Origin of the sequence: Scopulibacillus cellulosilyticus (assembly GCF_042665295.1) — a bacterium.
GTDB lineage: Bacteria > Bacillota > Bacilli > Bacillales > Sporolactobacillaceae > Scopulibacillus_A > Scopulibacillus_A cellulosilyticus.
On sequence record NZ_JBHTCO010000004.1, the window covers coordinates 37,874 to 61,596 of the forward strand.

Consider the following 23,723-nt stretch of genomic DNA (forward strand, 5'->3'; position numbering starts at 1 on the left):
TTATAGTGTACAATAATTGTGTTATAATAACAATAATAAATTTTTAAGGAGGACGGAATGGATCCTATACAAGAGATTATCGCGAATAATCTAATACATATAAGAAAAAGCAGGGGGCTAAGTTTAGATAAAGTATCCGAATTAACGGGGGTAAGCAAAGCAATGCTGGCTCAAATTGAAAAGGGCAGATCAAATCCAACAGTCTCAACCCTGTGGAAAATTGCAAACGGCCTCCAAGTCTCCTTTTCATCATTTATGAAAGAGGATAAACCAAAGGTAACTAAAATAAATATTGAAGAATTATCTCCTGTGATTGATGCTGATGGAAATTATCTTGTATATTCTGTTTTTCCATATCATACTGAAAAAAAGTTTGAAATTTACTTTGTAACTCTTAATCCCGGTTTTGCTCATACATCAGAAGGTCATTTAGGTGAAGAGTACATACTCATCAAAGAAGGCGAATTAAAGGTTGAGTTTAAGGGAGAGGAACATATTTTGAGGTCGGGAGATGCCATGCATTTTACACCAACTGTGCAGCACTATTATACGAATTCCTCAGATGAATTGGTAAGCTTTTTCATGCTAATCTATTATCCGGAATGATGTTTTTTAAGGGAAAGAAAACCTTCTTTCCCTTTAAGAATGACTTAAGGTACTTCATGCCCCATTGAGCTATGCAGAATCTCAAACCATTGATCCAATGTTAAGGAGTGATTTAATGCTTTTGTTGCCGATTCAATTCTGGTTCGTTTTCCGGAACCGACAATTGGCATAATTTTAGCTGGGTGGTTTAACAGCCAGGCATACAAAACTTCATCAATACCATCAGCATCAATATCCTTTGCGATTTTAGATAAAGTGTATCCCGGAGCCGGATAGCCTTATCATCTTGAGCTGAGAAAATTTGTCCGCCGGCTAACGGGGACCAAGCCATTGGCGGGATCCGTTTTTCTTGACAGAGATTTAAAGTACCATCCTCAAAGTTCTCTAGATGATAGGCGGATAATTCAATTTGATTAGTTACCAGATCAAAATCTAAATAAGATTGAAGCATATTGTATTGGTCGCACTTAAAGTTAGAAACGCCAAAATAGCGGACTTTTCCTTGGTTTTTAAGCTGAGTAAATGCTTCAGACACTTGTTCTGGATCCATAAAAGGATCAGGGCGATGAATAAGCAGAACATCAATATAATCTGTATGTAAATTTTTAAGAGATTGCTCAACTGATTTTACAATATGGTGTTTGGAAGTATTGTAATGATGTGACTTGTGTTCCGGGCGATTTTCCGATTCGATAACAATCCCGCATTTTGTTACAATTTCCATCTTTTTACGCAGTTCAGGCTTTAAAGATAACGCATCTCCAAACAATTTTTCACAAGTGTAGCCGCCATAAATATCCGCATGATCAAAAGTCGTTATGCCTTGTTCAAGGCAAAATTCAATAAGCGACAGCGTCTCTTCCTTTGATTGTTTCCAATCTGCCAAACGCCACAACCCGTGAATAATTCTTGAGAAAGTTAAGTCATCGGCCAGCTGTATTCTTTCCATAACTATTGCTCCTTTCTTTTGCTTAATTAGGTTAATTAGGTTAATCATATCTAAATAAATTAATCTTATAAAGTACTTAGCTCATAAATTTACGATTAAAAAAATAGACGGCTTTAACCGTCTATTTTTGGGCAGCGACAGAATTCTTGTGGTGTAATGTGAAGAAAAAGAGTGATAATTACAAAGTTCTTTTTTGTATTCTGTATAATTATTATCGTCCATTTTTGAAAGAACATCCTTATAATTTACCTTATTCAATGAGAAAATTTGTAACTATTGCTGCTATTATAGCAATGGCTTCAAATATGATTATTCTCGATGAACCAACTACCGAGCAAGATACTTATCAATGAATATACTTGGTTCGATTATAGAGACTTTAAATCAAGAAGGAAAAACAGTCATTACGATTACTCACGATATGGAGTTTGTTGTTAATCAGTTTGAAAGAGTTATTGTAATAGCAAATAAAAAGAAAATTGCCGACACAAATAAAAGGGAAGTCTTTTGGGATATTAAAATCCTTGAACAAGCAATACTAAAACAGCCTCATGTCAGCCAATTAAACCATTCACTAAAAATTGGCAGACGGAGTTTAAATATAGAAGAAATGATCAATAAATTGAAAAAAGAAAAGTTAAGATTGAAGAAGTATGAGCATTGAATAAACATGACAAGTGATTAAATTTGACCAGTCATGTTTTATATAAGCTTAAAATTAGTTTGCTTCTATTCTTTGTAATATTATTTTTTTCCAGTCTTCCATTGTAGGTAGCATTAAATAAATTGGCTCCCCTTCATATTGATCAAATTGTGAAATAACCCACAATTGTTTTTCCTCTTTCAAAATAAAAACGACATCCAATATTGTAGGATATTCTTGAAGACTTGGGATATATGAAACTGATAAATTGTCAGGGAATCTCCTTTTACCTGACTTCAATGAATATAAAAAACTTTGGATAAGTTGTTTGTTTTTTGTATGTTTAAAAATAGATTCAAAAGTGTTTTCTTCTATATTTCCTTTTTCGGTCAATAATACCATTTGTTTGAAATCCTTTTTTGAAATATGTATCTTCTCTGTTTTGTTTTTGTCTAATTGTGTTATACCATAAAAGTGATTAATCTCATTAAAAATTTCAGATTGATTAACGATTGAAAACTCGTGACAAATATGATGAATAACACGGTGTGCTATCCATTCATATTCAGATATTTGATGAAACATTAAAATTTCTAGATCATCGTTTTCATTTTTTGTTAGTCTGAACATTTTTTTTGAATGAACATAAGTATTAAAAAATGAAATCCATTCTTCATTTAAAGGTATATCACCTTTTTTCTGTCTAGATACATTCCATAGTCCTTTAGATAATAAACCATGAGAAGCTGTTTCAAAAATAGCCTCCCAAATCTTGTCTTTTTTCTCTCCCAAAGTTGGCTTAATTAAGCCAGCAGCGATTTCCTCATATCCGCATAACATTAAACAAAAACCAAGTTCTTCAATTGATAATACAAGCTTGTTCTCCATTTATATGCTCCTTTTTGGGTTAATGAAACCAACTTGATACCCACTTTTTACTGCTTTTAAATATTTCATTTCCTTTTTCTTTAACATTTTTAGCAACATCTTTTACTTCGGCAACTATTTCATGAAAATGTCGGACAACATGTTCTACTCCTTTTGCTGCTTTATCTGCCAGAAATCCACCTGCAGCCCCGCCAAGCATACCACCTATAATAACTCCGGGAGGACCGGCCCAAGATAATGCAGCAGCCCCTGTAGCAGCTCCGACATATGTTCCAGTTGACTTAATAGCAGTATTTGTAGCAAATACAATACCATCTTTGTAGGTTGCTGTTCCTTTATTAATTTTTTTAATAAGGGAAAAGGATTCACCTATTGCTGTTGCACCAACATTTATAGGACCAAATCGTCTTACAACGGATTTGGTAATTGTTTTTATGCCTGCCGAAGTAGAATTGGCCGGCAACCCAAGTAAATGGCCTTTTACATAGTTTGCTGGATTAGAGTAACCCTTATTAAATCCGCCTAATTTATGTAAATAACGTGCTGGGAATCTTTTAGGTTCAGCTTTTAAAAAACGGTCAATCGTCTTCGTTATAGGATTTGAATATTTACCATTTTTCTTAAGTAACCAATCCTTTGAACTATATGACCATCTATTATTTTCCATTTCATTAAACTTAACGGATTTTGTTAGTAATACGCCAAGTCCGCCAAACTGTGTACTGCGACTTATTGCCTTTTCAAAGTCCTTTTTCCATTTCCGGCTTTAAAGGGATGCGTCAGTCAATCTTTTTTGATGATCATAAAGTCAAAATAAATAACAACACTATCCCTTTAAACGAAATATCCACAGTTCAATTCAAAAGCAAAAGTTTTTCCGTTATTAATATTCCTTGTCCCTCAATTCTTGTTAAAGATATTAAGGGAAAAGAATATGAGTTTATTAATTACTTATGTATTAAAGAAAAGCAATTTAAAAAGTTTTTCAATACGTTGAAAAAAAAAGTTAAATGATTGTCAAGGCGCAATCGATAAAGGAGTAATTATACTTAATATAGCTAGAAAGATAACAAATATTAAGGATATTATGAGACGGAAAACGGCACGTATATTTTTATGTTCATCGAAAAAAATAGCAGGAATAATTTCGAAAATAAGAAAAAGGCATTGAAAATTATATAAATAGAAAGGAATAAATAAGAAAAAGTTATTGGATCCAAAAATAAAATATAAAAGAATAGTGGCAAATATTTCAATGATTAAAAGAAGAATGTACACCCAGCTTTTTTTAAAGAAATGATAAACGTAATGATCTGACCTTAACGGTTTTCCGACAAAATAAAGAATAACAATAAGAATTAACGTAATGATAAATGATATAAGCAAATAAAAACCTCTTTCTATTTTTAGTTTAATATAAATTATAGCATGCAATGCAATTACCAAAGTGCAAAAAGCGCCCTTGAACACTTCAAGGGCGCGTGTGCTAAATTTAATTAATAGTATTTACGTATCAAAAACCATAACAGCCTCACCAAAGTCCATCTCTTCGGTAAGCTTAAATCCGAACGATTCATAAAGCTTTTGTGCGGCAAAATTTTCAGGATGAATACTCAGATAGATTCGATCGCACTGATAAGTTTCTACTATACAGTCAATGAGCAAGGGAATAGCCTGTTTGCCGTAGCCTTTGCCTTGGTAATGCTGATCTATCATGAAACGGTCAAGCCAAATTTGGTTCTTTTCTATATCGGTTCCGTACATGCAATAGCCTACTGGGGTATTCCCATCATATATGGCAACGGATTTCCATTCAGGATGATATTTTGATTGAACAAGAGAATAGCTGTTGCTTTCTATAAATGCATGTTGATCCTTCGAAACTGATAATGCGGCGATGATACGCCAATTGTTTGAATTAACCTCACGTATTTGGAGGGTCATTCTTCCATCTCGCTTTCTTGTACTATCAGAAAGTATATCTTGGTACCAGCCAAGTTTTCTTTAATGTTTACAAATTTAATTATATGATTCGCTCTCTTCTTATTTTAAGCATGCCTGAGAGTAAAGCTACAAAGATTAGCAACGTCACGCTGACAACGAGCATTGATGCTTTTACAGTCAGTAAATCTGCAAGTACTCCGCCGATTAATGGGCCAAGCATCATGCCGATAGAATCAAAGATATTAAACAAAGAATAGGCGGCTCCATAAGAAGAGCTTCCTTCCCGGTCAACAACCTTCCCCAATGAACCAAGCGTCGGTGATAAAGCAAAGCCAACGCCGGCACCAACGAGGATCATTGCACCTGCCTCTTGCCAAAGTGTTTTTGAAACAATCATTAATGGGATTGTAACAGCCGACCACGCCAGGCCGATAAGCATAATGACAAAAGGATGAAATCTATCCGATAATGCACCCGATAACGGTGAAACTAATCCGTATGACAGGGACATAGCGCCAAATAACAGTCCAACCGTTGAGGCTGAAAGATGAAGCTGATCGGTTAAAAATACAGGGAGCACAGGTTCCAATAAGGATACCGCTGCTTCGGATAAAAGTACAACAAGAATAACAAAGATAACCATTGGATTACGTAAAAATGTAAAGGCGCTTGTTGTTTTTTCTTTGTTATGTGATGGTTCGGTTAATGTAAATAAAATGATCAGCAAAATGGCTAAAGTAATTCCCGCGATCACCAAAAATGGCATCATGTAGCCGCCGGCATCAAATAACGAACCGCCGATTGGCGCTCCCAGAAGCAAGCCGATTGATATTCCCGTTACGGCAATGCCCATCATCGTCCCGCGAACCTTTTTAGGGAAAAGATCAGCAATAAGTGCCAAAGCAGCGGAAACGTTAGCCGCTGCGGCAACCCCTTGAATAAAGCGGGCGGCTATCAGCGCTGGTATTGTATGGGCAAAGGAAAACAGCAATGTCGAAATGATAAGAACTGTTAACCCGAATATTAATGGTATTTTTCTGCCGATACGGTCAGATAAAGGTCCAAATAAAGGCGTTAATATCAAAAGTCCAATAGCATAACTGCTGACAAGAAGTCCTATCATTGTTGAAGAAGCGCCCAACGTCTTCGTTAAATAAGGAATCATCGGGATAATCAGGCTGTAAAGCAGCATATCCAGAAAAAGAATAGTAACAGCAATACATAAACCAAGCAGCTGCTGCCGGTTCATCATTTTTTTGAAAAACACAATTCCACCTCTAAGTCTAGAAAAAACTATTTTTGTTTTCATAGTTTTCAAGTGATAAAAGAAAAGAATAAAAGTTTATCTTTTATTCTCAACTGCTAATCCGTACAATAAAATATCGACAATAGATGATAATGCTTCTTGAACAGAGATATTATTCTTCATAAAAAAAGGCTGGTCAAGGGTTGAATTTGTAGAATCAATCATTAACTTCATAATCAGATCGACATTCATATCCTTAATAAGGCCATCTTGAATTCCTTTTTCAATAAGTAATCTAAGGTCATCCCAATCATTTAATCCGGCATGAACAACTTTCCATTGTTCAGGATAATACTTCCTCATTTGATCAAGAACCCTTAAGTCAAGAAATTCAACATGATTAGGTACAACGGTAATGACACCCTTAATTTTTTCTATTAAGGTTAAATTGTCATCTTCAACAATTTTTTTCGTTTGCTCATCAACATCTGAAAAGGTTTGTTCAATAATGGCTTCCAGGATATCAATTTTTGAGGAGAAATGCTGATAAAGCGTTCGTTTACTTATGCCAAGCCGCCCAGCAAGGTCATCCATTGTAAATTTCATGCCTTTATCTTTAATTTCCTCAATATACCCATGCATAATGCGATCTTTCATATCAATCCTCCTGAATGGAAAACTCAATAAACTTTTTTAGTTTTGTTAGTATGAACATATTTTACCAAACCGGCATTAAGTTTTCAAGAAGCGAAATAAAGTAAATCTTTTCAAATAATTTGTACAAACAGCTATCATTTTTTCTTTTATATTAACGTAAGAAGGATAAAGCGCAAGTTTTGTCGAATGAAAATATATTCAGCCTATTTTTAAAAGTAAAAAAGGCAAGAGGATGTTGATCACTTTAAAAGAGTATAAAGAAGATGGGGGTTAAAAATACCAAAAGTTATCTATTAATTCAAAATACAATAAAAGGGTTAAGGAGGGAAATATGAATAAATCTGACAATCTCTTAGATGAAACATTCCATGATAAAAACAATGGCAAAAACAATTTAAAACGGGGATTACGTTCCCGGCATATGTCGATGATCGCGATTGGCGGTGCCATTGGCACAGGGCTGTTTGTAGGAAGCGGCGAGACGATCCATGGAGCGGGTCCGGGCGGCGCTCTGCTTGCTTATGCCATCATAGGTGTTATGGTTTATTTTATCATGACAAGTCTTGGGGAAATGACGACTTTAATACCTGTAGCCGGTGCTTTCGAAACCTATCCAAGGCGTTTTGTTGATCCGGCGCTTGGCTTCGCTTTCGGCTGGAACTATTGGTACAATTGGGCGACAACCATTCCTGCCGAACTTGCTGCCGGGACACTTGTCATAAAGTATTGGTTTCCCAATACACCGACACTTTTGTGGAGCATCCTTTTTTTGGCGCTAATATTTGGTCTTAATATTCTTTCTGCAAAAGGATATGGGGAATCAGAGTTTTGGTTCGCCGGCATCAAAGTAGTCACGATCATCGTCTTTCTGATTATGGGTGTTGCCATGATCTTTGGCATTCTTGGCGGACACGCCGTCGGTACAAAGAATTTTATGCAAGGCGGGACACCTTTTCATGGGGGGCTTTTAGGATTATTAGCCGTCTTTATGGTTGTCCGTTTTTCTTTCGGCGGCACCGAATTGATTGGTGTAGCGGCTGGTGAAAGCGAAAATCCGGCTAAGGATATTCCAAAAGCAATACGAAGTGTATTTTGGAGAATTTTACTTTTTTATATTCTGGCAATCTTTGTTATCGGCATGCTGATTCCTTATACGGATCCGAATCTACTAAAATCGGGCGTTAATAATATTGCCGTCAGCCCTTTTACTCTAGTATTCAAACGATCCGGATTAGCCTTTGCGGCGTCTGTAATGAATGCTGTTATTTTGACATCTGTTTTATCAGCAGGAAATTCCTCTTTGTATGCTTCAACCCGAACACTGTTTGCTTTAGCTAAGAGCGGAAATGCACCCCGGCTGTTTGCGAAGGTTAATAAACGGGGTGTGCCGACGAATGCACTATATTTAACGACGGCGTTTGGCTTTTTGGCATTTCTTTCATCATTTTTCGGTAACGGTGTTGTTTATAACTGGTTACTTAATGCGTCAGGTCTTTCAGGGTTAATTGCCTGGTCAGGAATCGCTATCAGTCATTATCGATTCCGTAAAGCCTACATCGCGCAAGGAAAAGATCTCAAAGACTTGCCTTACCGGGCAAAGTGGTACCCATTTGGACCGATTTTCTCATTCGTTGTCTGTCTGGTTATTATTGTCGGCCAAGGTTATACCTCTTTCATTGGTTCGTCTGTAAACTGGCAAGGACTGTTAGTATCATATATTGGTCTGCCTTTATTTATTTTGACATGGCTTATCTATAAGTTTGTTAAGAAAACAAAGGTTGTACCGCTGAAAGAATGCGACTTTGGGTACAATGAATAATTCTTTGAATTTGATGAAAATTAGGAGGATATCATGGAACTAAGTAAATACGCTAAAAGACAATATACATTAAATGAGACGCCGATAGAAAAACTGGAAAATCTCTCAAATGTACTTGGAGGACCGGATATTTTTATTAAAAGAGATGATTTTCTCGGGCTTACTGCGGGAGGAAATAAGACAAGAAAGCTTGAATTCCTTGCAGCGGACGCTCTAAAAAAAGGAGCGGATACCTTAATTACATGCGGCGGGGTACAATCAAATCACTGCCGCTTAACACTTGCCGCAGCCGTAAAAGAAGGAATGAAATGCCAGCTTGTTTTGGAAGAAACAGATTACAGCCCTTATAATCCAAATGCCAGCGGGAATAATTTACTTTATCACTTATTAGGTGCAGAGAAGATTAAAATAACATCAGAGGGGCATGACCTTGGAGAGGCTATGCAGGAACTGTGTGCGGATTTAGAAAAAGCCGGCCGGAGGGGATACCCGATTCCGGTCGGAGGGTCAAATGAAATTGGTACACTCGGTTACGTAAATTGTGCGCAAGAAATTATCAGGCAAATGTCTCATTTAGGGACAACTTTTGATTATGTTGTCACACCAAGCGGAAGCGGCGGAACACAGGCTGGCCTTGTAGCCGGCTTCAGCGGAGACGTGAGCAAAACCCGTGTTATCGGCATCAATGTCAGCCGGAAACAAGAAGAACAAGAACATTTAGTTCGTGATCTGATTGAAAGAACATATTCATTCATGGGATTATCTAATCGGATACCAGAAGATACTGTTCGTTGTTTTGGGGAGTACGTAGGGTCCGGTTATGCTATTCCAACACCGGAAATGGTTGAAGCTGTTCAGCTTACAGCCAGGACTGAAGGCATTTTACTTGACCCTGTCTATACCGGAAAAGCAATGGCCGGTTTGATTGATTTGATTCGCCATGGTTATTTTAAAAAGGGTGAAAATGTTTTATTTATTCATACAGGAGGTACCCCAGCGCTTTATTCCTATACCTCAACGTTTTTGGGAAAGCTTGATATGGCTGCAGATTGCAATTAAGAAAAAAGTAAATGATAGTCCGTTTTTTGAAATAAACGCTGAAGATCACTCCCTTTTCGGATATAACCTCGGGGGAGTGATTTTACTTTTTATTACCAATCTAAACATGAGCAAATTAAATATTCGGTATAACATATCTCACTAAATTGAATATCCTAACCATAGACGAATGCCTATGGAAAGGAGCCACAAATGTATCCCCAATATCCATATTACGGTAAAAAAACAGAATGCAAAGATATTCCCATGACTTTTCCGCCGCAGCACCAAAACAAACAGCCTGGCCTGGAATATATAATGAATCCGCCGCCTATTGCAGAGAATCCTCATTATAAGGGGAGCGGAAAGTTAAAGGGCAAGGTAGCTATTGTGACTGGAGGAGACAGCGGCATCGGCCGTGCTGTAAGTATTGCGTTTGCAAAAGAAGGCGCGGACATTGTTATTGTATATTTATATGAAGATGAGGACGCCAAAACGACTAAATCAAGGGTGGAATCTCTCGGCGGGCGCTGTTTATTATTAAGAAAAGATCTAAGGGATCCAAGCTCGGCGTATGCTGCGGTCAATGAAACAATAGAAACATTTGGCTGCTTAAATATTATTGTAAATAACTGTGCCGTTCAATTTCCTCAAAAAAGCATACTTGATATTTCAGTTGAGCAATTAATCACGACATTTCAAACGAATATTTTTTCATATTTCTATATGACTCAAGCCGGTCTGCCTTATCTTGGCTCCGGCGATACAATTATTAATACGACATCTGTAACAGCTTATGAAGGTGAAAAAAATTTAATTGATTATTCATCCACCAAAGGGGCGATTGTCTCATTTACACGTTCATTGGCTCTATCTTTAGTTGAAAAAGGTATCCGTGTTAATGCTGTTGCACCAGGGCCGATTTGGACACCATTAATTCCTTCATCTTTTTCTGCAGAACATGTGAAGACATTTGGATACAATACCCCAATGAAGCGGGCAGGCCAACCGTTTGAACTAGCGCCAACATATGTTAATCTTGCTTCTGATGATTCAGCTTATGTGTCCGGCCAAGTGTTGCATGTGAACGGCGGAACAATGGTCAGTTCTTGATAAAAAATGTTTCTTTAACAAGGATATTAACAGTTTGATAGAATACAAACTTATTATAAAAATGAACGAAAAAGATCTTATTAAGGCGTATTAAGTTTATTTTTATTTAGATAAGGGAATGGGTTAGTATGCCTCTTTATAACAAAAACATTCCCTAATTTTACAATAAAATTTTCAAAAAGAAAGGGTTTTCATACGGTAACATCGAACTTCATAATAACTCGATTTTGTAAATCTTCCAAGATATAAATTTAAATAGTCCTGCATAGACTACTATATTAAAAACAACTTTGAGGTGACGATAGATGAAAACAATCGGTATTATTGGCGGCATGACATGGGAGTCAACAGTTGCCTATTATCAAAGAATAAATCAGCTTGTTAATCAAAAATTAGGCGGTAATCATTCAGCAAGATGTCTTATAAACAGTTTGGATTATGAGGACATCGATCATTATCTTGAAGCAGGTAAATGGGATCAAGTAGAACGGGTAACTTCCCAGGCTGCACAAATTTTGGAGCAGGGCGGTGCGGACCTTATTATAATCGCATCAAATACGATGCATAAAGTAGCAGATTTGGTCCAACATCATATTTCAATTCCGGTACTTCATATTATTGATCCGCTTGTTGAAGCATGCCGAAATAAAGGCGCGGGAACAATCGGTCTTGTCGGAACGATATATACAATGGAGGATACTTTTTATATTGAAAAATTAAATGAACTTGGGTTACAAGTTATCATACCTGATGAGGAAGACAGGGATTTGATCCATGACATTATTTTAAGTGAACGAAGCAAAGGCAAGGTTTCTGAAAAGGAAAAGCAGGATACGCTTCAAGTGATACAAAAGCTGGTTGACAAAGGTGCTGACGGCATAGTTATCGGCTATACTGAAGGAGATTTTATCAGCCAAGATGATGTTAAAGTACCAATTTATAATACGACTAATCTTCATGTGAAAAAAGTTGTTGAAGACGCATTAAGATAAGGTCTCAGGGAATTTTGCTGGACAAAAAGACGAGAAAGTATAATATTGAAGTAACCTTAGCTTAGATTTACGTATTGCTAGGGTTACTTCTATGTTAATGATTGGAGTGGCTGGAGTTGAATATTTTAGTTATCGGAGCCGGGGCATTAGGCGTTTATTATGGCGGCAGGTTATTAGAAAAAGGGTCGAATGTTTCTTTTCTCGTTCGTAAAAACAGAGCGAGACAAATTAAGGAAAATGGTCTGGTCATACATAGTGTAAAAGGGGATTATACGTTAGAAGACGCCCGTGTTGTGACTGATCCTGATGAAGCGGGAGAGTGCGATATTGTAATATTGGCTGTGAAAGGTTACCATTTGGAGGGAACCTTGCCGCAATTAAAGAAATTCGTTAATAAAGGCGCGAAAGTTTTACCTTTGTTAAATGGTATCGAACATATTCATCAGCTGCAAGCGGAACTTGGTGAAGAAGCTGTATTAGGCGGCCTGGCTTTTATCATTGCAACACTTGATGAAAAAGGACATGTTGTTCATACATCAAGTTCGCATGATTTGATTTTTGGACCGCTCGATCCTGCACAACATGATATATGCAATGAATTAAATGAAGCTTTAGAAAATGCTAATATGAAAGCGCGTATGAGTGGTAATATATTACAAGATTTATGGAAAAAGTATATGTTTATCACAGCATTTTCAGGCATTACGACTGCCGTCAACCTTCCAATAGGACAAATACGCAAACATCAATCAACCTTTCAATTAGGTGAGAAAGTCCTGAATGAAATGAAGATGCTGGCAAATTCTTACGATGCTTCAATATCTGATCAGGATGTTGAAAATGGCGTTAACCAGTTAAGTCAACTTCCTGATGAAGCAACTTCATCAATGCATCAGGATAGAAGAAAAGGATTGCCGCTTGAAGTTGAGCATCTGCAAGGCGGTGCATTGAGATTAGCTAAACAAAAAGAGATCGCTCTGCCTGTCATCGAAACTTTATATGCAGTGATAAAGCCATTTGAAAAAGGGAATTAACTTACCTTATCTATTCATTAAAAAAAGGCAACATCGACATGATGTTGCCTTTTTTAGCGGAAAAGTCGCTCATAAACAGCGGAAATCCTTTCATAATCAAGAAATCCTGTTTTTAAACACAAAAAAAGTGCCAGAAGTTAAATAACTTCTGGCACTTGATATAAATTATTTTTTCTTTTTTGCAAGGCTGATTATAAACGCGATGATGCTAATAATAACAGCTGCTATTGATAGGTACAATGGCAATTGGCTGCCGGCGTCCTTTGCCGCAGTATTACCCTGATTATCACTTGTTACAGCGTTATGTCCATCTCCTTCAGCGCCGCCTTTAACAACTTTAGTTACTGGAGCAGGATTATCGCCGCCTGCTTCTTGAATCCATTTGACAACACTGCCGTCCTTATAAGTTTGATAAGCTTTCCACTCTATTTTTTTTGCCTTTGGTGAGACTTTACCCATAACGCTGAATTCACCAAATTCAGTTGAAGATAATCCTTTGCCTTCGGCAGTCCAAGTTATGTTTGTCACTTTACCGTCTTTATTTTTTTCGAGGCTGTATTTCCAGCCCGGTACAGGTTCAATTAAACTAACGTCAACGTCACTAGGAACTCTGACTTTAAGTTTTACAGTAGGAATAGTTTTTTCAGTTGGCACTCTAAAAGTAAACTCTTGGTAACTGTTAGATGGCACTTGATCAGGTGAAACCGTTACATGTGCGCTTGCAATGTTTGCAACCGCAAATACCGTTATACATAACATCGTTAGCATTGATAATATTTTTTTCATAATAAAATAAAACCTCCTCTATTGACTGACTTGATAAACTTTCATTTGTTTATCCCATACGGTTTCGTCATCATTTTCATTCATAATTCTAATTTCGACAGTCCAATTGCCCGGAACGGATAAGTATGACCCTTGAGCTTGGTAAGTATAGATGCCATTTGTTTTCTTTCCTTTTAAAGGAACTCTAACTTTAGGGATATCAGTATTTCCAAAATGTTTAAGGTACAGTTGTACATATTGCAGATGATGCTTTGTTTTAACTGTTACGGTGAAAGTATTATCAACGCCCGGATTCCTTGGCGTAATCATTGCAGTCATATTCAATTGATTTCTGTTTGAATGTAACTTAAATGGTTCATTTTGCAGCAGCGGATTGGAATAGGTCAGCGCGCCGACAATGATGACAATAATGACCATTAGCGAAAAGTCATATTTAAACCAATGCCTAAATCCTTTGGAATCCCGTTTTTTCAATTGAGCCTTAAGAAGCGCACCAACAACAAAAACAAGTACGACACAACCGGTTTTTATGAGAAGTAAAATCCCCCAAGTCGTTACAAACAGATCGGTCAAGCTTGGCAAAAAGTTAATCGTTGTCCAAACACCGCTTACAACAAGGACAATGAGACTGATAAATGCCGCTTTTGAAAACAACGGTACAAAATCCTTAAGTTGTTCTTTGCGCCAATGTGTAATAATAAGCAACAGACCGCCTATCCAAATACTTGCCGCAAAAAGATGGATAATATCAAGGATGACATTAATTGCCGCCGGCTTAAAAGATAAAGCATGGCCGTTAAATCCTTCATAAATAACAGCAATAATGATCCAAGCGGCGTCAAACCACGCTAATTGACGAAGACAAATCGCTGTAACCGCTAAGAAAAACAACATAAGTACCGAAATGCCGAAGCTTGTGTAAAATAATGTATGTCCAATTGATGTTAAACTTAAAGAGTCAGCGGCACTCATTAATTGAACAAATCCTAAAGAAATGGCTGCCAGGGCAAAGAAACCTTGAATATATTTGAACCAGGCCGACGCCTTCTCATGAATTGGGAAATCGCGTCTTCTCGTCACTAATCGCCAGAAGGTCCATCCGGTTAATGACAGTAATAGAAAATAATAAAAAGCTCGCAACAAAGCGTTGCTTATAGATTCATGCTGATGTTGGTCTTGGCTTGCGGTTGTTGCTGCGCTTTCATTCATTTTGACATGACCGACTGAAAAAAGATAAGATGACTCAACAGGATGACCGTCCGCTGAAATAATATGATAGCTGACGGTATATGTACCTTTATTGAGTTTTGGGACTTTTAACGTTAATGTCGTTTGGTCCTTTGACATATGAGTTGTTTCTTGGGAGACTGGACGGCCTTTTTGATCGTATAATTTAATCCAGTATAGTTCTTTTTGCAGCCTTTCATTAAAAGTCAACTTAATCTTTGCCGGGGCCTTAGATAATTGACTGTTAGCGTCAGGTGATGCTTGGACAAGGCTGGCATGGGCACCTGCATGATAACCGGGCAGGAAAAAGAAAATTAAGATTAGCAGACTGACAAGAAATTTAGCCCAAGACTGCTTAAAAAATTTATCGCCGGCTAAAGCCATGAGTATGGTTTCACCTCCTAAGAAAGAAATAAGCTGATATGTTATAATCAAACAAACTATAACAAACTATAACTTTATTTTAAATCATCTTTATGAAAGTAAAACTAAAAAGTGTGAAGATGCTATGACAGTTAGAGGATTCTTCCAGAAACTGCTATGGGTTCGACGAGAAGTTGGAAATACTTTCTTTAAAATCCTCAAAAAAGGATACATACTAAGGGAGTGTCAGATTATGTTACCTATCGAGAGGCAGAAGCTGATAAAAAAATGGATTGAAGAGCAAAAGGATATGAAAATATCAGAACTCAGCCGAAGGTTAAATGTTTCAGAAATGACCATTCACCGTGATGTACAGGCACTTATCGATGAAGGGACCGTTGTTAAGACATTTGGCGGTATTACGCTTTCACCTGAGTGGAAGGAAGAGGAAAGGGCTGTCCATGACCGTTGTGTTTATTGCTATAGGAAAATTCATGAACGGTTAAGCGTTCGCTTAATAAAAAAAGATGGCGGAATGGAAGTCGCCTGCTGTGCCCATTGCGGTCTTCTTCGATTAAACCAGTTAAATGATTCGGTAACTCAAGGGATTTGCTACGATTTTCTTTTAAATACAACAATCAGTGTATTTTCTGCATCATATGTTGTGGAACCTGAGCTTCAAGTCGGCTGCTGTCATCCGCAAATTTTAACATTTGGGGCTTCCAGTCATGCAAAAAGATTTGTAAAAGGTTTCGGGGGACGTTATATGAACTATGATGATGTTATTAAGGAAGTTGCAAATTACATGTGTTCCAGCCGTGAAGGCTGCAAGACAAATTAATATGGCTGTTTCAATGATAAGAGCCCGCTGCGGAATATCAATCGCAGGCGAGCTCTAATCATTCGTTTAATTAACCGATGACATGATAGCCAATCAGCAAAATGATAATTAAAATAATGATAAATAGAATCCAAAAACCGACAACTGGTTTTTGCTTTTTTGTACGGACGACAATCATTTCCATTAATCCGATTAATATCAGCGCTAAGATGCCTTTAATAATGAAAAGACCCGGCCAACCGAAACTTGCGAGCATCATAACACCGGATACGACCATAATAATATAGAACAAGCGTTGCAGCCAAAGAGTTACTTTTTGCTTTTTGAAAATGACACTTAATAAAAATAAAATAATCAGAACTGGCCATGAATCACCATGCATATGAATAAGCATATGAATTATCCTCCAATCATTTTTGTTTAAAAAACTATGTAAAAAAGCACATGGAGATACTTTGATTTTATTGGTTAGCAGTTAATTAATCAATTAATTTGTTCAAAAATATAAAGTTTGTTCACAAAAAGGCACTATATAAACAAATTTATGTCATATTTTAAAGAGGGTAAATGACAGATTGAACCGGCATTTTAAAAATAAATATTGACTAATCCCTAAAAAAATTTTAAACTACAAATCGTAACGTTTCCGATTTAGAAATGAAAAATGATTTTACATAGAAATCAATTAAATTGCTGGAGGGAAAGTCATGCCTAAAAAATTGATAAGTACAATCGTCGTATTGGCAGCAGCTATGTGCCTTGTTTTGACCGGATGCAACAGCCAAAAAAATAATAACGGAAATCAATCGAGTTCAGGATCAAATAAAAAATTATCAATCATGACCAGTACGTTCCCAATCTATGACTTTACTAAAGAAATTGCGGGAAATAGGGCTAACGTGACTAACCTTCTGCCGTCGGGAGCAGATCCGCATTCCTATGAGCCGACACCGAAGGACATGGCAAAAATATCCACTGCTAACCTGTTAATTTATAACGGCAGCGGCATGGAATCGTGGATTGATGACGCAAAAAGTTCTGTTAACCAATCAAAGGTAAAATTTTTAAATATGAGCAAGCATATGGATTTATTAACTTTACAACAAACACATGCAGCTAATGTTTCAGAAGATGGCGAACATCACCCTGCAAGCAGTGATGATCCTCATTTCTGGCAAGATCCGGTCAGGGCAAAACAGATGGCAAAGGAAATCGAACAAGAACTTATCAAGCTTGATCCAAAAGGGAAACAAGAATATGAGAAAAATTATCAAGCCTTGGTTACAAAGTTAGATAAATTAAATCAACAATATAAAGATGCGCTTAAAAATGTAAAAAACAAAAATATTATTACGTCACATGCAGCATTCGGCTATTTAGCTGACAGATATGGATTAAAACAAGTGCCGATTTCAGGAATTTCACCAGATGAGGAACCGAGTCCAAAACAAATTAAGCAAATCATTAACTTTGCGAAAAAGAACCACGTTCACTATATTATGTTCGAAACATTAGTAAATCCAAAAATCGGTAAAATGGTTGAGGATAAAATCGGAGCCAAGCCGCTGACATTGAATCCTATAGAAAATTTAACAAAAGCGGAGCAAAAGAAAGGTGAAGATTATTTCTCAATTATGAGGGAGAATCTCAAAAGCTTGAAAATCGCTTTAGGAAGTGAATAGAATGACGTTTGAAACACCTGTGTTAGATTTAGAGAATGTATCTTTTTCTTATGATAGAAAACCTGTACTTGAAAATATTAATTTTAAAATTGAACCTGGTGAGTTTGTCGGATTAGTCGGGCCGAATGGTTCAGGAAAAACAACGCTTATTAAGATTATACTTGGTTTACTTAAAACGAATCGCGGAGAGGTTCGGCTGTTCAGCCAACCTCTTTCAAAATTTCGAAAACTGTCTTGGATAGGCTATGTCTCGCAAAAATCAAATAGTTTTAATTCTGGTTTCCCGGCGACTGTCTTTGAAGTCGTCTCAATGGGACTTTACAGTCAAATGAAATTTTATAAATGGTTTGGCAAAAAAGAAAGGCAAAAAGTTTGGGAAGCGCTGGAGAAAGTCGGTATGGAGGATTATGCTAAACAAAATATCGGCAGGCTGTCGGGCGGACAGCAGCAACGGGTCTTTATTGCCAGAGCGCTTGTCCGGAATCCTAAGCTGCTCATTCTTGACGAACCGACAGTCGGCGTTGATGCCAAATCTGAAAATGCCTTTTATGAATTAATAGAATCAATGCATAAAGAAAAGTTAGCTATTTTACTTGTTTCTCATGACATTGGTGCGATTACTAACAAGGTAGATAAAGTGCTTTGTCTCAATAAGCGCCTTTATTATCATGGAGATCCTAAACACTTTGAGATGAACAGGCAACAAATTTTGTCTGATGCTTACGGACAGCATTTTGAATTGCTTGAACACCATCATTAAGGGTGAATAACTTTGCTCCTTCGCCTGCGTTTATTCAAAGGAGTATGACCGCTTCTCGTCGCAAAGCTGCAATGGAGTGCAGTCAGGCAGTTGCTTTGTTACTATTAGAAGGGTGAATACAATGATGCTAGAAATTTTACAAGTTGATTTTTTACGGTATGCTTTTTTGTCAGGGATACTTATCGGCATTTTATGTCCTGTTATTGGTGCTTTTATTGTTTTGCGTAAAATGTCTTTAATGGCTGATGGCATGTCACATATGGCTTTGTCAGGTATTGCCGCGGGGCTTGCTTTACAAAAGTACCTCCCGTTTCTAAATTTTTTAAATCCATTTTATATCGGCATGTTATTTTCAGTACTCGGTTCATTTTGCATCCGTCCCTTGATGAAACTGTATCCTTATTATAGAGAGTTTGTCATTCCTATTATACTGGCATCGGCAATCGGGTTAAGTGTTGTCTTTATTAGTTTGGCGAATGCTTTTAATAGTGATTTATTCGGCTATTTATTCGGGAGCCTGGTCACAATATCTAAAACAGATTTTATCGTTGTGTTGATCGTGCTCATTTTTGTGTTAGGATTTGTGATTTTATGTTATAAGCCGCTTTTGACATTAACATTTGATGAGGAAGGGGCACTGGTTTCTAAACGGGGCAGACAGGTTGTAGAAATTTTATTTACGGTTACAATTGCTTTGGTTGTTTCTGTCACTATGAATATTGTCGGCGTCCTTCTCGTTTCAGCGATGATGACAATTCCGGTCGCAAAAGGAATGCAATTGGCAAAAAGCTTTAAACAAGTGTTCATTTATTCTATTATTTTTGCCGAGTTTGATATATTATCCGGCCTGGTGATTTCTTATAATTTTAATTGGTCAACAGGAGGAACAATTGTTGTTATTGCCTTTTTAGTATTTATGATAGTTTTGCTGATTAAAAAAATCGTTCAAACGATAAGTCACTCAAAACCGGTCAAATATTCTACAGAAAAAACTGTTAAATTTTAATTATTGGTGGGAAGTCAAGTGATTGAGTTCTTTCAAAATTTGTCATTTATGAAAACAGCCTTTTTAGTAGGCATCATAGTAGGATGTGTGACACCGTTAGTCGGCGTTTTTATCTTTGCGAGACGACTGCCGCATATTAGCGAGTCGCTTTCGCAAATGAACCTGGCCGGGATTGCGATTGGCTCGACAATTGGGTCAGCTGTCCCTTATTTAAGCGGGATTAACCCTTCTATTTATGGAGCTGTGTTTGCTCTCATCGGAGCTTTTCTTGTGGAATTGTTAAGAAAGGTTTTCAGAGATTTTTCTGATATGAGCATTCCAATTATTTTGAGTTTGGGTACAGGACTTGGAGCGCTCTTCTTCAGTATCCTCCATGGATTTAATTCCGATTTCTTCAATTACTTATTTGGCAGCTTAATTGCCGTCAATCAAAGTGATTTAAATAACACGCTGACCATCAGCATTATTGTCGTTGTTATTCTTTTAATCTTTTACAGACCGCTGCTCTTGATCACTTTCGATGCAGAATATGCGCAAGTCTCAGGTATTCGTAAAAAATGGATAGATTTAATTTTTATGGTCATAATGTCATTAACTATATCGGTGTCTGTTCAGGCAGTCGGTGTCATGCTCGTAACCGGACTTATGACACTGCCTATTGCTACAGCGATATTTATCGGCAAAAGCTTTAAATCAGTCCTTGTCCTTGCGATTATCTTTGGGGAACTTGCTGTTTTGATAGGATTGGTTTTATCATATTATTTAAGCATTGCAACCGGGGGAGCTATTATTACTTTCTCTTTGTTATGCTTCCTGCTCGTTTTAGGTATAAAATATATTTATCGAATTAGTTCCAGGCATAATATGTAAAAGTTCAATATAAAAAATAACCCAGGCTCTTAAAAATCAGCCTGGGTTATTTTTATACAGTATGATCCGTATTTTTCTTTTTTGGTTCAAGACGGAATATTTTAACGGCAAATTTTGTTACAGGATAGAGAAGCGGTGAGAGTCTCCAAGACAGACGGCCGGCAATTGTTCCAACTATGAAACTTGCAATCACGTCTGTTGGCCAATGAACACCGGTATAAACCCTTGAAAACATGACTGCAATGGCAAGTATAGTAAAAGACCAACTGACCCATTTGGACTTTTTGCCCCATGTAGCTGATGCGAACGCGAAACTGCCTGATGCATGATCGCTTGGGAATGAAGCATCTGCAGCATGAGGTATAAGCTGGTGGAAACTTCCGCTGGGCAAAGACACAAACGGGCGCGGACGGTACCATATATGAGCAATGACAAAATTAATAAGCAGGGCAAATACACCAGCGACAAAGGCCACGACTAAAGTTTGTCTTTTGTCTACTTTGGATCTTGGCAAAGTAAACCAAAATATGATAAACAAAGCACCGTATATTTCTATGGCATACTGTGAAATAAAAGCCATTAAATCATCAAACCACTTAACATGGCCGGATAAGTTATTTATAGCATGATAGACAGCTGTATCAAATGGATTCATAGGATACTCCTTTATTTTTTATTTGATAAGAATGTTTAACATCATTTCACAAAATATAAATTGTCAGCAGGATTAATAACGCCAAGAGGTGTTTTCCTATAAATAAGGTTGTCATAACAGGTATTCCTCCGAAAGAAAAATTTTAGGTTGTTTTGACAATATGTTTAAAATGACATGAGCGGCATGAGATGCTGCATTTTTTTGATGCTGGATCATTTGAACATTATTTTGGATGGATGTAATAAGTTCTGGATTTGTTAACATTTCAATGATCTTTACATACAAATCCTTATCATCCTCAGCAAGAAGCGCTGCTTTTCTATTGATGAGAAACTTTGTATTGTCTTGTTCCTGTCCCCCTATAGGCTTGTACAAAAGCATAGGCAGTTCCATTGTAACAGCTTCCGTAACAGTTAATCCTCCGGCTTTTGTAATCATGATATCTGAAACGGCCATCAACTCCTCCATATAGTCTACGAAGCCGGTAAGAAAAATGTCGTGTTTTGAATAACCAATATGCTGTTTAATACGTTGATAGAGACGCTGATTATGTCCGCAAGTTATAATTAACTGTATCTTAAAAGGAATTTTTTCTAATACTTTTAATGTAGAAAGGATCCCTTTGATAATCCCATAGCCGCCTCCGCTTATTAAAACAGTTGGTAAATCTTCAGCGAGTTTATATTTTTTCTTTAAGGCCTGTTGATTAAAATGATCCAAAAATTTTGGATTAATAGGTATTCCCGTTACTTTGATACATTTATCCTTAATTCCGAATTGTTTTAACCCTTGTCTTACGCTTTCGGAGCCCACGATATAAATATCGGTATTTTGGTAAACCCAGTAGCTGTGAACAGTATGATCTGTAATGACTGTAACTGTCGGAATATCAATTAAACCGTACTCTTTGAGAGTTGAAATGATTCCCGCTGCAACTGGACAAGTACAAACAATGACATCGGGCTCCATATGTGAAACCAAATCAAAGACACGGTTAATGCCAATTCGGTTTAGTCCCTTTAACATCATCCCGGAGTAATTGAGATAACGGGTTTTTTCGTAAAAATAATTATATATAGAAGGAAATATTTTCATACTGTTAATAAAAAAGCGTCTGCTGACTGAATCTAAGAATGGATGTGTTTCTTTTGCAGGGTCAATAACTGTTACATAAGCATCAGTATACTTATGATAAATAGCGTCTTTAATAGCTAAGGCAGCTTGCTTATGTCCTTCTCCGTAGTGACCGGTAAATATAAGAATGTTATGTGACATGTCTTTCACTCCATTTTTATTGCAAATATGTTGAAAAAAGTAAATTTAAAAGTCCTGTTTAAAAAGCCGCTTATATTAATAGACTGTTATTCTGCATTAAAAGTTTAGTCAAAGTATAATTTTTTTTAATTTCAGCAGCCAAATTAATAAATCGCTAATATTTTGTGTCAAATTGAAGGATATAAAATGAACCTTTTAAGTATATTAGACGTCCATTTATGTAGAACCGGTTTAATAAAGGAACTTGAACCGAAGATAGAGGATGAAAACGTGTGGATCAGGAACTGTTCCAATTAATTCAACAAGCAAAGCGAGGTAATCAAGACGCCTTTTCAGAGTTAGTTAAAAGATATAAAGGACAGGTTTTCCGCCATGCATACGCAATGGTTAATGATCGGATGGAGGCAGAAGACATTGCACAAGAAGCATTTGTGAAGGCTTACTTTTATCTGCCTAAATTAGGAAAGGAATACGCGTTCGTTTCGTGGCTGACGCGGATTGTGACAAATTTATGTCATGATAGCCTCAAAAAATTAAATAAAAAAAAGTTAGTTTTTCAAACAGATAATGAGGATACCAGCCAGTTGTCCAATCCAAAATCAGATATGGAAAATACACAGCTTAAATTGACAATTAATGAGGCTTTGCAAACATTATCGGAAGAGCATCGAACAGCACTTATTTTACGAGATATGCAAGGGTATTCCTATAGTGAAATTGCCGGCATATTAAATATCCCACTCGGAACAGTTAAATCAAGGATTAATATAGCACGGGCGAGTCTAAAGAAAGAAATGACGAGAGGTGATGAAAATGCATGAATATGTGGAAGAGCTTCTATCACCATATATTGATGATGAATTAAACAGCGAAGAGCGGAAGGCTGTTGAGCAGCATTTAAAAACATGCAAACAATGCAGGGAGGAAGTTGAAGATCTTCGCTTTCTTAAGACACAAATGTTATCCGCATATAAAACAATTGAGATTCCTGATATAGGTTTTGAACAAGAAGTTATAAGGAAAATTCAAATATTAGAGGCTGAAAACAGAAAAGCCTTTAGTTGGAAGTTCTGTACCGCTCTTGTCATTGGAATATTAGTCATTATCTTTGCTTTATTGAAATTATCGCCTATACTATATGCCAGCCTAAGGGTCGTATACACTTTATTTGCTGTCGGTACAAGAATTACCCATGCGTTGCTCGTTATTGTAAGTGATGTGCCTTATTTATTAGGAGCATTTATTATTGTGACATTGATCTTAATTGTCATTTCAGGTTGGTCAGTAAGACGATTATTTGGTACGAAAACAACAGGGTGAAAAGGTGAG

The 23,723-nt window shown here is 36.9% G+C and carries 24 protein-coding genes and 1 pseudogene; 14 read left to right on the top strand and 11 right to left on the bottom strand.

Going from position 1 to position 23,723, the window contains the following annotated elements:
• Nucleotides 1-57: 57 nt before the first annotated feature.
• Nucleotides 58-606 (top strand): helix-turn-helix domain-containing protein, encoded by a 549-nt coding sequence (locus ACFQRG_RS03420; protein ID WP_380963618.1) that lies wholly within the window; start codon nucleotides 58-60, stop codon nucleotides 604-606.
• Nucleotides 607-650: 44 nt separating this feature from the next.
• Here ACFQRG_RS03420 and ACFQRG_RS03425 read toward each other — a convergent pair.
• Nucleotides 651-1,555: pseudogene (locus ACFQRG_RS03425) on the bottom strand (aldo/keto reductase).
• Between the two features lie 349 nt (nucleotides 1,556-1,904).
• On the opposite strand from ACFQRG_RS03425, the gene ACFQRG_RS03430 reads away from it, so the two are divergent.
• Nucleotides 1,905-2,219, top strand: a complete 315-nt coding sequence (locus ACFQRG_RS03430; protein WP_380963620.1) for an ATP-binding cassette domain-containing protein — start codon at nucleotides 1,905-1,907, stop codon at nucleotides 2,217-2,219.
• A 54-nt stretch (nucleotides 2,220-2,273) separates the two neighbouring features.
• Here ACFQRG_RS03430 and ACFQRG_RS03435 read toward each other — a convergent pair whose 3' ends face one another.
• From ACFQRG_RS03435 to ACFQRG_RS03455, 5 genes are all read right to left on the bottom strand, one after another.
• Nucleotides 2,274-3,086 (bottom strand): hypothetical protein, encoded by an 813-nt coding sequence (locus ACFQRG_RS03435; protein WP_380963622.1) that lies wholly within the window; start codon nucleotides 3,084-3,086, stop codon nucleotides 2,274-2,276.
• Nucleotides 3,087-3,105: 19 nt separating this feature from the next.
• On the bottom strand, nucleotides 3,106-3,753 hold the full coding sequence (locus tag ACFQRG_RS03440; RefSeq protein ID WP_380963624.1) for a hypothetical protein: 648 nt from the start codon (nucleotides 3,751-3,753) through the stop codon (nucleotides 3,106-3,108).
• Between the two features lie 839 nt (nucleotides 3,754-4,592).
• On the bottom strand, nucleotides 4,593-5,030 hold the full coding sequence (locus ACFQRG_RS03445) for a GNAT family N-acetyltransferase (RefSeq protein WP_380963626.1): 438 nt from the start codon (nucleotides 5,028-5,030) through the stop codon (nucleotides 4,593-4,595).
• Nucleotides 5,031-5,109: 79 nt separating this feature from the next.
• Complete coding sequence (locus ACFQRG_RS03450) at nucleotides 5,110-6,297, bottom strand: MFS transporter (RefSeq protein WP_380963628.1); 1,188 nt, start codon at nucleotides 6,295-6,297, stop codon at nucleotides 5,110-5,112.
• A gap of 75 nt (nucleotides 6,298-6,372) precedes the next feature.
• Nucleotides 6,373-6,933, bottom strand: a complete 561-nt coding sequence (locus tag ACFQRG_RS03455) for a TetR/AcrR family transcriptional regulator (RefSeq protein ID WP_380963630.1) — start codon at nucleotides 6,931-6,933, stop codon at nucleotides 6,373-6,375.
• A gap of 331 nt (nucleotides 6,934-7,264) precedes the next feature.
• Between ACFQRG_RS03455 and ACFQRG_RS03460 the strand changes: the two genes are divergently transcribed.
• The 5 genes from ACFQRG_RS03460 to ACFQRG_RS03480 all read left to right on the top strand — a co-directional run bounded on the left by ACFQRG_RS03460 (nucleotide 7,265) and on the right by ACFQRG_RS03480 (nucleotide 12,929).
• On the top strand, nucleotides 7,265-8,752 hold the full coding sequence (locus ACFQRG_RS03460; protein WP_380963632.1) for an amino acid permease: 1,488 nt from the start codon (nucleotides 7,265-7,267) through the stop codon (nucleotides 8,750-8,752).
• A 33-nt stretch (nucleotides 8,753-8,785) separates the two neighbouring features.
• Nucleotides 8,786-9,811 carry a D-cysteate sulfo-lyase gene (gene cuyA, locus ACFQRG_RS03465; protein ID WP_380963634.1) on the top strand — a complete coding sequence of 342 codons (1,026 nt, stop codon included), beginning with the start codon at nucleotides 8,786-8,788 and terminating at the stop codon, nucleotides 9,809-9,811.
• A 192-nt stretch (nucleotides 9,812-10,003) separates the two neighbouring features.
• Nucleotides 10,004-10,903: an SDR family oxidoreductase gene (locus ACFQRG_RS03470; protein ID WP_380963636.1), complete on the top strand. Its 900-nt coding sequence runs from the start codon at nucleotides 10,004-10,006 to the stop codon at nucleotides 10,901-10,903.
• A 305-nt stretch (nucleotides 10,904-11,208) separates the two neighbouring features.
• Entirely contained in the window at nucleotides 11,209-11,895 is a 687-nt protein-coding gene (locus tag ACFQRG_RS03475) for an aspartate/glutamate racemase family protein (RefSeq protein ID WP_380963638.1), read from the top strand.
• Nucleotides 11,896-12,011: 116 nt separating this feature from the next.
• Entirely contained in the window at nucleotides 12,012-12,929 is a 918-nt protein-coding gene (locus ACFQRG_RS03480; RefSeq protein WP_380963640.1) for a ketopantoate reductase family protein, read from the top strand.
• A gap of 165 nt (nucleotides 12,930-13,094) precedes the next feature.
• Here the strand turns inward: ACFQRG_RS03480 and ACFQRG_RS03485 are convergent, their stop codons facing one another.
• Both ACFQRG_RS03485 and ACFQRG_RS03490 read right to left on the bottom strand, forming a co-directional pair.
• Nucleotides 13,095-13,715, bottom strand: coding sequence for a YcnI family copper-binding membrane protein (locus ACFQRG_RS03485; protein WP_380963642.1), 621 nt, complete (start codon nucleotides 13,713-13,715; stop codon nucleotides 13,095-13,097).
• An 18-nt stretch (nucleotides 13,716-13,733) separates the two neighbouring features.
• The gene (locus ACFQRG_RS03490) at nucleotides 13,734-15,326 is read right to left on the bottom strand and encodes a copper resistance CopC/CopD family protein (protein ID WP_380963644.1); all 1,593 of its coding nucleotides are present in this window, start codon (nucleotides 15,324-15,326) and stop codon (nucleotides 13,734-13,736) included.
• 232 nt (nucleotides 15,327-15,558) lie between these two features.
• Between ACFQRG_RS03490 and ACFQRG_RS03495 the strand changes: the two genes are divergently transcribed.
• Entirely contained in the window at nucleotides 15,559-16,146 is a 588-nt protein-coding gene (locus ACFQRG_RS03495) for a DeoR family transcriptional regulator (protein WP_380963646.1), read from the top strand.
• 70 nt (nucleotides 16,147-16,216) lie between these two features.
• On the opposite strand, the gene ACFQRG_RS03500 is transcribed toward ACFQRG_RS03495, so the two are convergent.
• Nucleotides 16,217-16,540, bottom strand: coding sequence for a DUF1516 family protein (locus tag ACFQRG_RS03500; protein WP_380963648.1), 324 nt, complete (start codon nucleotides 16,538-16,540; stop codon nucleotides 16,217-16,219).
• A 313-nt stretch (nucleotides 16,541-16,853) separates the two neighbouring features.
• Here ACFQRG_RS03500 and ACFQRG_RS03505 point away from each other — a divergent pair, with 313 nt between their 5' ends.
• The 4 genes from ACFQRG_RS03505 to ACFQRG_RS03520 all read left to right on the top strand — a co-directional run bounded on the left by ACFQRG_RS03505 (nucleotide 16,854) and on the right by ACFQRG_RS03520 (nucleotide 20,464).
• Nucleotides 16,854-17,828, top strand: coding sequence for a metal ABC transporter substrate-binding protein (locus tag ACFQRG_RS03505; RefSeq protein ID WP_380963650.1), 975 nt, complete (start codon nucleotides 16,854-16,856; stop codon nucleotides 17,826-17,828).
• Between the two features lies 1 nt (nucleotide 17,829).
• Complete coding sequence (locus ACFQRG_RS03510; protein WP_380963652.1) at nucleotides 17,830-18,588, top strand: metal ABC transporter ATP-binding protein; 759 nt, start codon at nucleotides 17,830-17,832, stop codon at nucleotides 18,586-18,588.
• A 121-nt stretch (nucleotides 18,589-18,709) separates the two neighbouring features.
• Nucleotides 18,710-19,594: a metal ABC transporter permease gene (locus ACFQRG_RS03515; RefSeq protein ID WP_380963654.1), complete on the top strand. Its 885-nt coding sequence runs from the start codon at nucleotides 18,710-18,712 to the stop codon at nucleotides 19,592-19,594.
• Nucleotides 19,595-19,612: 18 nt separating this feature from the next.
• On the top strand, nucleotides 19,613-20,464 hold the full coding sequence (locus ACFQRG_RS03520) for a metal ABC transporter permease (protein WP_380963656.1): 852 nt from the start codon (nucleotides 19,613-19,615) through the stop codon (nucleotides 20,462-20,464).
• Nucleotides 20,465-20,516: 52 nt separating this feature from the next.
• On the opposite strand, the gene ACFQRG_RS03525 is transcribed toward ACFQRG_RS03520, so the two are convergent.
• Together ACFQRG_RS03525 and ACFQRG_RS03530 are read right to left on the bottom strand one after the other, a co-directional pair.
• Entirely contained in the window at nucleotides 20,517-21,119 is a 603-nt protein-coding gene (locus ACFQRG_RS03525; RefSeq protein WP_380963658.1) for an undecaprenyl-diphosphatase, read from the bottom strand.
• 111 nt (nucleotides 21,120-21,230) lie between these two features.
• The gene (locus ACFQRG_RS03530; RefSeq protein ID WP_380963660.1) at nucleotides 21,231-22,394 is read right to left on the bottom strand and encodes an MGDG synthase family glycosyltransferase; all 1,164 of its coding nucleotides are present in this window, start codon (nucleotides 22,392-22,394) and stop codon (nucleotides 21,231-21,233) included.
• A 272-nt stretch (nucleotides 22,395-22,666) separates the two neighbouring features.
• On the opposite strand from ACFQRG_RS03530, the gene ACFQRG_RS03535 reads away from it, so the two are divergent.
• Nucleotides 22,667-23,215: an RNA polymerase sigma factor gene (locus ACFQRG_RS03535; protein WP_380963662.1), complete on the top strand. Its 549-nt coding sequence runs from the start codon at nucleotides 22,667-22,669 to the stop codon at nucleotides 23,213-23,215.
• Nucleotides 23,208-23,714: an anti-sigma factor family protein gene (locus ACFQRG_RS03540; RefSeq protein ID WP_380963664.1), complete on the top strand. Its 507-nt coding sequence runs from the start codon at nucleotides 23,208-23,210 to the stop codon at nucleotides 23,712-23,714. The genes ACFQRG_RS03535 and ACFQRG_RS03540 overlap by 8 nt, the downstream gene beginning before the upstream one ends.
• The last annotated feature ends 9 nt before the right edge of the window (nucleotides 23,715-23,723 follow it).

Coding starts and splice junctions, on each gene's coding strand:
- ACFQRG_RS03420 (WP_380963618.1), top strand. CDS start 58: ATGGATCCTATACAAGAGATTATCGCGAATAATCTAATACATATAAGA.
- ACFQRG_RS03430 (WP_380963620.1), top strand. CDS start 1,905: ATGAATATACTTGGTTCGATTATAGAGACTTTAAATCAAGAAGGAAAA.
- ACFQRG_RS03435 (WP_380963622.1), bottom strand. CDS start 3,086: ATGGAGAACAAGCTTGTATTATCAATTGAAGAACTTGGTTTTTGTTTA.
- ACFQRG_RS03440 (WP_380963624.1), bottom strand. CDS start 3,753: ATGGAAAATAATAGATGGTCATATAGTTCAAAGGATTGGTTACTTAAG.
- ACFQRG_RS03445 (WP_380963626.1), bottom strand. CDS start 5,030: ATGACCCTCCAAATACGTGAGGTTAATTCAAACAATTGGCGTATCATC.
- ACFQRG_RS03455 (WP_380963630.1), bottom strand. CDS start 6,933: ATGAAAGATCGCATTATGCATGGGTATATTGAGGAAATTAAAGATAAA.
- ACFQRG_RS03460 (WP_380963632.1), top strand. CDS start 7,265: ATGAATAAATCTGACAATCTCTTAGATGAAACATTCCATGATAAAAAC.
- cuyA (WP_380963634.1), top strand. CDS start 8,786: ATGGAACTAAGTAAATACGCTAAAAGACAATATACATTAAATGAGACG.
- ACFQRG_RS03470 (WP_380963636.1), top strand. CDS start 10,004: ATGTATCCCCAATATCCATATTACGGTAAAAAAACAGAATGCAAAGAT.
- ACFQRG_RS03475 (WP_380963638.1), top strand. CDS start 11,209: ATGAAAACAATCGGTATTATTGGCGGCATGACATGGGAGTCAACAGTT.
- ACFQRG_RS03485 (WP_380963642.1), bottom strand. CDS start 13,715: ATGAAAAAAATATTATCAATGCTAACGATGTTATGTATAACGGTATTT.
- ACFQRG_RS03490 (WP_380963644.1), bottom strand. CDS start 15,326: ATGGCTTTAGCCGGCGATAAATTTTTTAAGCAGTCTTGGGCTAAATTT.
- ACFQRG_RS03495 (WP_380963646.1), top strand. CDS start 15,559: ATGTTACCTATCGAGAGGCAGAAGCTGATAAAAAAATGGATTGAAGAG.
- ACFQRG_RS03500 (WP_380963648.1), bottom strand. CDS start 16,540: ATGCTTATTCATATGCATGGTGATTCATGGCCAGTTCTGATTATTTTA.
- ACFQRG_RS03505 (WP_380963650.1), top strand. CDS start 16,854: ATGCCTAAAAAATTGATAAGTACAATCGTCGTATTGGCAGCAGCTATG.
- ACFQRG_RS03510 (WP_380963652.1), top strand. CDS start 17,830: ATGACGTTTGAAACACCTGTGTTAGATTTAGAGAATGTATCTTTTTCT.
- ACFQRG_RS03515 (WP_380963654.1), top strand. CDS start 18,710: ATGATGCTAGAAATTTTACAAGTTGATTTTTTACGGTATGCTTTTTTG.
- ACFQRG_RS03525 (WP_380963658.1), bottom strand. CDS start 21,119: ATGAATCCATTTGATACAGCTGTCTATCATGCTATAAATAACTTATCC.
- ACFQRG_RS03530 (WP_380963660.1), bottom strand. CDS start 22,394: ATGTCACATAACATTCTTATATTTACCGGTCACTACGGAGAAGGACAT.
- ACFQRG_RS03540 (WP_380963664.1), top strand. CDS start 23,208: ATGCATGAATATGTGGAAGAGCTTCTATCACCATATATTGATGATGAA.